Annotated in this window: 9 protein-coding genes; 6 read left to right on the top strand and 3 right to left on the bottom strand. The window is 73.3% G+C overall.

The window, feature by feature from the left end; genetic code table 11:
- Positions 1–469: glycine cleavage T C-terminal barrel domain-containing protein (locus tag WML84_RS11200; protein ID WP_347346228.1), on the top strand; the 469-nt coding region annotated here is incomplete at its 5' end.
- A 10-nt stretch (positions 470–479) separates the two neighbouring features.
- Here the strand turns inward: WML84_RS11200 and WML84_RS11195 are convergent.
- Positions 480–1,295: a class I SAM-dependent methyltransferase gene (locus WML84_RS11195; RefSeq protein ID WP_347346227.1), complete on the bottom strand. Its 816-nt coding sequence runs from the start codon at positions 1,293–1,295 to the stop codon at positions 480–482.
- 49 nt (positions 1,296–1,344) lie between these two features.
- On the opposite strand from WML84_RS11195, the gene WML84_RS11190 reads away from it, so the two are divergent.
- A complete protein-coding gene (locus tag WML84_RS11190; protein WP_347346226.1) occupies positions 1,345–2,094 on the top strand; it encodes a phosphoglyceromutase in 750 nt (249 codons plus the stop codon).
- A gap of 168 nt (positions 2,095–2,262) precedes the next feature.
- On the opposite strand, the gene phoU is transcribed toward WML84_RS11190, so the two are convergent.
- Positions 2,263–2,940, bottom strand: a complete 678-nt coding sequence (phoU, locus tag WML84_RS11185) for a phosphate signaling complex protein PhoU (protein WP_347346225.1) — start codon at positions 2,938–2,940, stop codon at positions 2,263–2,265.
- A gap of 163 nt (positions 2,941–3,103) precedes the next feature.
- Here phoU and WML84_RS11180 point away from each other — a divergent pair, with 163 nt between their 5' ends.
- Positions 3,104–4,303: an ATP-binding protein gene (locus WML84_RS11180; protein ID WP_347346224.1), complete on the top strand. Its 1,200-nt coding sequence runs from the start codon at positions 3,104–3,106 to the stop codon at positions 4,301–4,303.
- On the top strand, positions 4,300–4,986 hold the full coding sequence (locus WML84_RS11175) for a response regulator transcription factor (protein WP_347346223.1): 687 nt from the start codon (positions 4,300–4,302) through the stop codon (positions 4,984–4,986). Before WML84_RS11180 ends, WML84_RS11175 begins: the two co-directional genes overlap by 4 nt.
- Positions 4,987–5,023: 37 nt before the next feature.
- Here the strand turns inward: WML84_RS11175 and WML84_RS11170 are convergent, their stop codons facing one another.
- Positions 5,024–5,497 carry a DNA modification methylase gene (locus tag WML84_RS11170; protein WP_347346222.1) on the bottom strand — a complete coding sequence of 158 codons (474 nt, stop codon included), beginning with the start codon at positions 5,495–5,497 and terminating at the stop codon, positions 5,024–5,026.
- A gap of 184 nt (positions 5,498–5,681) precedes the next feature.
- On the opposite strand from WML84_RS11170, the gene WML84_RS11165 reads away from it, so the two are divergent.
- Together WML84_RS11165 and ispD are read left to right on the top strand one after the other, a co-directional pair.
- On the top strand, positions 5,682–6,164 hold the full coding sequence (locus WML84_RS11165; protein ID WP_347346221.1) for a CarD family transcriptional regulator: 483 nt from the start codon (positions 5,682–5,684) through the stop codon (positions 6,162–6,164).
- A 107-nt stretch (positions 6,165–6,271) separates the two neighbouring features.
- Positions 6,272–7,471, top strand: a complete 1,200-nt coding sequence (gene ispD, locus WML84_RS11160; protein WP_347346220.1) for a 2-C-methyl-D-erythritol 4-phosphate cytidylyltransferase — start codon at positions 6,272–6,274, stop codon at positions 7,469–7,471.
- Positions 7,472–7,550 lie beyond the last annotated feature (79 nt).

Here is a 7,550-nt window from a genome sequence, read left to right as displayed (position 1 = left end):
CCGGCTCGCCGCCGAGGCGCTGCGCGTCGCGGCGTGGCGCCCGCGCGCGGCGACCGAGGCCGACGGCCGCACGCTGCCGCACGAGGTCGACTGGCTCCGCACCGCCGTGCACCTCGACAAGGGCTGCTATCGCGGGCAGGAGACCGTCGCGAAGGTGCACAACCTGGGCCATCCGCCGCGCCGCCTGGTCGCGCTGCAGCTCGACGGCAGCGAGGCGCTGCTGCCCGAGCCCGGCGCGGTCGTGTCGGCGGACGGCGAGCCGATCGGGGCCGTCACCGCGGTCGCCCGGCACCACGAGGAGGGGCCGATCGCGCTCGCGCTCGTCAAGCGCTCCGCCTCGGTCGACACGGCCCTCACGGTCGCGACCGACGAGGGCGAGGTCGCCGCCGCCCAGGAGACGATCGTGCCGCCGGACGCGGGTCGGACGGCATCCGTCCCGCGCATGCCGCGCCTGTCCCGCCGCCGCTGACCGGCCGCCGTCAGGGCGCGGGGGCGACGGCGGACCACGGCACGGTGACCTCGCCCAGCCGCCAGCGCGCCCGCGCCGCGACCGGCCAGCCGGCCGCCGCCATCGCCGCGAGCGCCGTGCGCCACCGCTGCACCGGGCCGAACGCCGACGCCGCGACCGCGCGCGTCCACTCCTCCTCGAGCGCGGCGAGGAAGGCGTGCACGCGCTCGCCGGGCACGTTCCGGTGGATGAGGGCCTTCGGCAGGCGCTCGGCGGCGATCGCGGGCGTGTCGAGGCCCGCGAGCCGCAGCGAGACCGTCAACGAGCGCGGGACGGCATCCGGCCCCACCTCGATCCACGTGCAGACGCGGCCCAGCTCGTCGCACGTGCCCTCGACCAGGATGCCGTCGGGCGCGAGCCGCGCGGCCATGCGCGCCCACGCGCCCGCGACGTCGGCCTCGTCGTACTGGCGCAGCACGTTCATGGCCCGGACGACGGCCGGAGGACGCGGCGCGGGCACCTCGAAGCCCCCGCGCGCGAACGACACGCGCGCGTCGGCGGCGAACGGCGTCGCGCCGGCCTGTACGGCGGCCAGCTGCGCGCGGGCGCGCTCCACGCGCGCCGGATCGATCTCCAGGCCGAGCACCTCGACGTCGTCGCGCACGCGCCGCAGCCGCGCCTCGAGCTCGAGGGCCGTCACGCCGCTCGCGCCGTAGCCGAGGTCGACCACGAGCGGATCCGAGGCCCCGCGCAGAGCCGCGTGTCGGGCGATCCAGCGGTCCACGCGACGCAGCCGATTGGTGCCCGTCGTGCCCCGCGTGATCTGCCCGACCGGCCCCCGCGTCATGCCTCCATCATGTCAGCGGGCGCGTGAGGCCCATGAGTAGGATGGCGCCATGACTGCGCCCTACACGTTGATCCTGCTCCGCCACGGCCAGAGCGAGTGGAACGAGCTGAACCTGTTCACCGGCTGGGTGGACGCTCGCCTGTCCGAGCTCGGCAAGGCCGAGGCCACGCGCGGCGGGGAGCTGATGGCCTCCACCGGCATCCTCCCGGACATCCTGCACACGTCGCTGCTCAGCCGTGCGATCCAGACCGCGAACCTCGCCCTCGACAGCGCCGACCGGCTGTGGATCCCGGTGAAGCGCTCGTGGCGGCTCAACGAGCGCCACTACGGCGCCCTGCAGGGCAAGGACAAGGCGCAGACCCTCGCCGAGTTCGGCCCCGACCAGTTCATGCTGTGGCGCCGCTCGTTCGACGTGCCGCCGCCGGACCTGGCCGACGACAGCGAGTTCAGCCAGGCGAACGACCCGCGCTACGCCGGCATCGACGGCGACGTCCCGCGCACCGAGTCGCTGAAGCTCGTCATCGACCGCCTGCTGCCGTACTGGGAGGAGGAGATCGTCCCCGACCTGCGCGCGGGCAAGACGGTCCTCGTGACCGCGCACGGCAACTCGCTGCGCGGCCTCGTCAAGCACCTCGACGGCATCAGCGACGCCGACATCGCCGAGCTGAACATCCCCACCGGCATCCCGCTCGTGTACCGCCTCGACGAGGACCTCAAGCCCCTCGGCCCGGGGGAGTACCTCGACCCCGAGGCCGCCGCCGCCGGCGCCGCCGCGGTCGCCGCGCAGGGCAAGAAGTAGGGCGCACGACACCGAAGAGCCGGTCGGTCCGTCAGGACCGGCCGGCTCTCGTCATGCCCGCCCGGGCATCGCCGCGCAGGACCCCCGCACGCACGCGAGACCTCCCGTCTGCGACGTTCCAGATGCCCTGGCGTCGCAGACGGGAGGTCTCGCGGCGGATGCCGGGCGTCAGCCGGCCGACGGGATCGTGATCGCGTCGGTGTCGGTGGTCCAGTCGCCCGTCGCGAGGTAGGCGACCTTCTTGGCGACCGACACGGCGTGGTCGGAGAAGCGCTCGAGGTAGCGGCTCGCGAGCGTCGCGTCGACGGTCGCGGCGGCGTGCCCGCGCCAGTTGTCGCCGAGGACCTTCTCGAACACCGACAGGTGCAGGTCGTCGAGGCGCTCCTCGTGGGCGCGCAGGCTCTCGACGAGCGTGAGGTCCTCCGTGCGCAGCAGCTCGGTCAGCTGCCGGGCGACCTCGATGTCGATCTCGCCCATGCGCGTGAAGGTGCTCTTGAGGCCCTTCGGGATCGCGCGCTCGGGGAAGCGCATGCGCGTCAGCTGCGCGATGTGCTCGGCGATGTCGCCCATGCGCTCGAGCGACGCGCTGATGCGCAGCGCGCTCACGACGATGCGGAGATCGCGCGCGACGGGCTGCTGCCGGGCGAGGATCTCGATCGCGAGCTCGTCCAGAGCGACCGCCTTGAGGTCGATGATCGCGTCCTCCTCGATGACCTCCTCGGCCAGCGAGACGTCGCTCGTGCCGAACGCGCGCGTGGCCTTCTCCACGGCGATGGTGACCAGCTCGGAGATCTCCACGAGGCGTGCTTGGACGTCCTCCAGCGACTGGTGGAACACTTGGCGCATCACGCCACCCTCTCTTCCGCGGGCACGGTGCGGCCCGGTGACGCGGCGATTGTCACCCCCGAAGGTTAACGAAGGGTGCCGCAGCAGTGAACTCTCGACGCGGGATGCCGGTGCTCCCGGCGTCCGGCACGAGAACGCCCTGCGACCGATCTACCCTGGTGCCATGGACTCGACCCAGGTGGCGTTGCTCGCGCTCGCCGTCGGGGCCGTGGTCGGCGGCGGCGTCGTGGGTCTCGTCGTGATCGCCCTGCGCGTGCGGGACCGCGCTCGCACGGTCGCCTCGGCAGACGTGCCGGAGGGCGTGCGCGAGGTGCTCGCCGGCATGGACGACGCCGCGGTCGTCGTCGACTCGTCGCTCGCCGTCGTCGCCGCCTCCGCTCCCGCCGAGCCGTACGGCATGACGGTCGGGGCCACGCTGCCGGGGTCGGAACTGCGCGCGCTCGTGCGCGCCGCGCGGGCCGCAGCCCACCCCGAGGCCGAGCTCATGCGCGTGCAGCGCGGCGGCGTGCTGGTCGAGCCGCGCGTCGTGATGGCGCGCGCCAGTGCGATCGGCTCACGGCTCACGCTGCTGGTCGTGCGCGACATCACCGAGCGCGAGCGTGTGGAGGAGATGCGGCGCGACTTCGTCGCCAACACGAGCCACGAGCTGAAGACGCCCGTGGGCGCGGTGACCCTGCTGGCCGAGGCGATCTCGGCCGCGGCCGACGATCCCGACCAGGTGCGGAACTTCGCCGCGCGGCTGCAGGCCGAGGCATCCCGGCTCAGCCTGCTCGTCTCGCGCGTGCTGAACCTCTCACGGCTGCAGTCCGCGGTCGACCTCACCGAGGTGCGCGACGTGCCGGTGGATGCCGTGGTGGCCGACGCGATCGCCGCGCACGCCGTCGCGGCCGAGGCGGCCGGCGTCACGATCGCGCGGGGTGGTCAGCGCGGCGTCGTCGTCCGCGGCGACGAGCAGGTGCTCGGCGAGGCGGTGGGCAACCTCGTGGCCAACGCGATCGCGCACTCGCCCCGGGGCGCCCAGGTCGGCGTCGGCGTGCGGTTCGCCGACGGCATCGTCGAGATCGCGGTGACCGATCACGGCCCCGGCATCCCGGAGTCGGAGCAGCAGCGCGTGTTCGAGCGCTTCTACCGGTCCGACGAGGCGCGCAGCCGCCGCACCGGCGGCACCGGCCTGGGGCTGTCGATCGTCAAGCACGCCGTGCAGCGGCACGGCGGCGAGGTGCAGCTGTGGTCGCGGCCGGGGCGCGGCTCGACGTTCACGCTGCGCCTGCCCGCCACCGCGGACGGGGCCGACCGGTCGGCCAAGAAGAAGTCGAAGAAGAAGGCGGCCCGTCGGGGGCGGCCACGGGAGGGATCGTCATGACGCGCGTGCTGATCGTCGAGGACGAGGCGGATCTCGCCGAGCCGCTGGCCTATCTGCTCCGCCGCGAGGGGTTCGACGTCGAGATCGCCGCCGACGGTCCCGCCGGCCTCGAGGCGTTCGCGACGCGCGGCGCCGACATCGTGCTGCTCGACCTGATGCTCCCCGGCATCCCGGGCACCGAGGTGTGCCGCATCATCCGCACGACGTCGCGCGTGCCGATCGTCATGCTGACGGCGAAGGACTCCGAGGTCGACATCGTCGTGGGCCTCGAGCTGGGTGCGGACGACTACCTGGCCAAGCCCTACTCCGCCCGCGAGCTCCTCGCCCGCATGCGCGCGGTGCTGCGGCGCACCGAGGTCGCCCCGGCGCCGGGGCTCGAGGAGCGCATCGTGACCGCCGGTCCCGTGTCGGTCGACCTCGACCGGCACGCCGTGACGGTCGACGGGCGCGAGATCGCGATGCCGCTGAAGGAGTTCGAGCTGCTCGAGGTGCTCGTGCGCAACGCGGGGCGCGTGCTCACGCGCGGGCAGCTCATCGACCGCGTGTGGGGGAGCGACTACTTCGGCGACACGAAGACGCTCGACGTGCACATCAAGCGCATCCGCTCGCGCATCGAGAAGGATCCGGCGCAACCGGTCCTGCTGCGCACGGTGCGCGGGCTCGGCTACCGCTTCGACGGCTGAGCGCCGTCGGCTCGACCCGTCAGACCGGCGAGGCCGGTCAGTTGCGGCTGCCGGGCACGAACTCCGCGTAGTACGAGAGGGCGCCGTCGACCACGGGCACGGCGAACTCGACCGGGGTCCCGTCGCCGGACTGGAAGGTCACCGGCAGGTCGGTGCCGGGCTTGGAGTCGAGGCCCGACAGCAGCAGCGGGCGCTCGCCCTCGGTGCCGAGGCTCACGATGCTGCGCGCGTCGACGCTGATCGTCTTGGTCTTGCCGTTGAAGGCGATGTTGAGCGTGTGCTCGTCGTCGGTGTCGTTGACGATCGCGGCGAGGAGGTTGCCGTTCTGGCCGTTCTCGTCGGCGACGATGAGGGCGTTGCGGACCTTCAGAGGTCCGGATGCCGGGACGCTGACTCCGTCGGACGGTGAGTAGGGGATGGTCGTGGCCTGCGGCGCGATCATGTTGCAGCCGGTCGCACCCAGAGCGACGGCGACACCCACGGCGAACGAGGCGATGAGGCGCGATTTCACGGATCCTCCAGAGGCAGACGGCGTTCCTTGCATTCTAGGGGGTTCGGGGTGCTCTTCGAGGAGCTCTTCCGCGGGGCTCCGGGCCCGTGTCGTGCGCCGCGCCGTCCTCATGCCGGGGTGGCCGGGCGAACCTTAGCGTATGCCCGCTGTGGTATCCTGGAACTCGCCGAAAGGACATAACTCCATGCTTTTTGAGGTTGGCGAGACCGTCGTCTACCCCCACCACGGGGCCGCAACGATCATCGAGGTCAAGAATAGGGTCATCAAGGGCGAGACCAAGAAGTACCTGAAACTGAACGTCACTCAGGGCGATCTGATCATCGAGGTTCCCGCGGACAACGTCGACCTGGTCGGCGTGCGCGACGTGATCGGCAAGGAGGGCCTCGAGCGCGTGTTCGACGTGCTGCGCGCCGAGTTCACCGAAGAGCCCACGAACTGGTCGCGCCGCTACAAGGCCAACCTCGAGAAGCTCGCCTCGGGCGACGTCATCAAGGTCAGCGAGGTCGTGCGCGACCTGTGGCGCCGCGATCAGGACCGCGGTCTGTCGGCCGGCGAGAAGCGTATGCTCGCGAAGGCACGTCAGATCCTCGTCTCCGAGATCGCCCTCGCCCTGAAGGCCGACGAGGAGCACGCCTCGGGCGTCCTCGACGAGGTGCTCGCCTCCTGATCCGGCTCCGTCGCTCGTCGAGCGGCGGCTGATCGCGCGGCATCCCGCGATGGATGCCGGTGCTCGGACGCGAGCGCGTCCCCGTCGGCATCGTTAAGGTCGAGGACATGACCATCGTCCCCGTGCCCCGCGTGGCCGTCATCGTCGTCGCGGCCGGCTCCGGCACTCGCCTGGGCGGCGGGGGACCGAAGGCGCTCGTGGGCCTGGACGCGCACACGATCCTGCGCCACGCGCTGCGCGGGGTGTTCGCGGGTCCCCTCGCCCAGGTCGTCGTCGTCGCGCCCGCCGGGCGCGAGGGCGACGCGCTCACCGACGCGCTCGAGGCGGCCGGCGGACGCCGTGACCTCGTCACGGTCGTCGCCGGCGGCGTCTCGCGCCAGGACTCGGTCGCCGCGGGGCTGAACGCGGTGTGGCCCGACGTCGAGATCGTGCTCGTGCACGACGCGGCTCGCGCGCTCACACCGCCCGAGGTGTTCGAGCGCGTGGTCGCGGCGATCGCGGGCGGGGAGGACGCCGTGCTGCCGGTGCTGCCGGTCGTCGACACGATCAAGCGCGTGCGCAGCCGCACCGTGGTGACCGGCGTGGATCGCGACGAGCTGGCCGCGGCGCAGACGCCGCAGGGCTTCCGCCGCGACATCCTCGAGACCGCCTACCGGGTCGCCGATCGCGAGTACACCGACGACGCGGCGCTCGTCCAGGCCGCGGGCCACGAGGTGTTCACGGTCGCCGGCGACGCGCGCTCGTTCAAGATCACGACGCCCGCCGACCTCGAGCGCGCGCGTGCGACGGTGGCGCCGATCCGCCCGGTCGCCGCGCCCCTGGACACCCCGCCGGTGCCCCCGCGCGTGGGCGTGGGAACCGACGTGCACGCGTTCGGCGGCGACGGCACGCTGTGGCTGGCCGGGCTGGAATGGCCGGGCGAGCCGGCGCTGCACGGCCACTCCGACGGCGATGCCGTCGCTCATGCGATCGTCGACGCCCTGCTGGCGGCGGCGGGCCTCGGCGACATCGGCACGCACTTCGGCGTCGACCGGCCCGAGTTCGCCGGTGCGCACGCCGACGCCTTCCTGCGGCGCACCGCCGAGCTCCTCGGCGAGGCGGGCTGGCGCGTGGGCAACGTGTCGGTGCAGGTGCAGGCGAACCGGCCGCGCTTCGCCGCGCGCCGGGCCGAGGCCGAAGCCGTGCTGTCGGCGGCCCTGGGCGGCGCCCCGGTGTCGGTGTCGGCGACCACGACCGACGGGCTCGGCTTCACGGGCGCCGGGGAGGGCGTCGCCGCCTTCGCGGTCGCGCTCGTGACGGCATCCTGACCCGCCGTCCAGCCGGCCCTAGCTGCCGAGGGTCTAGCCGCCGAGCAGGCGCGGCTCGCCGGGCTCGGCGGCGGACGGG

The organism is Microbacterium sp., from assembly GCF_039812165.1.
Lineage (GTDB): Bacteria > Actinomycetota > Actinomycetes > Actinomycetales > Microbacteriaceae > Microbacterium.
This window is presented reverse-complemented; position numbering and strand designations above follow the sequence as displayed.

Excerpts from the sequence above, each read along its gene's own strand:
- WML84_RS11190 (WP_347346226.1), top strand. The coding sequence starts at position 1,345 with ATGACTGCGCCCTACACGTTGATCCTGCTCCGCCACGGCCAGAGCGAG.
- ispD (WP_347346220.1), top strand. The coding sequence starts at position 6,272 with ATGACCATCGTCCCCGTGCCCCGCGTGGCCGTCATCGTCGTCGCGGCC.
- phoU (WP_347346225.1), bottom strand. The coding sequence starts at position 2,940 with ATGCGCCAAGTGTTCCACCAGTCGCTGGAGGACGTCCAAGCACGCCTC.
- WML84_RS11195 (WP_347346227.1), bottom strand. The coding sequence starts at position 1,295 with ATGACGCGGGGGCCGGTCGGGCAGATCACGCGGGGCACGACGGGCACC.
- WML84_RS11175 (WP_347346223.1), top strand. The coding sequence starts at position 4,300 with ATGACGCGCGTGCTGATCGTCGAGGACGAGGCGGATCTCGCCGAGCCG.
- WML84_RS11165 (WP_347346221.1), top strand. The coding sequence starts at position 5,682 with ATGCTTTTTGAGGTTGGCGAGACCGTCGTCTACCCCCACCACGGGGCC.
- WML84_RS11180 (WP_347346224.1), top strand. The coding sequence starts at position 3,104 with ATGGACTCGACCCAGGTGGCGTTGCTCGCGCTCGCCGTCGGGGCCGTG.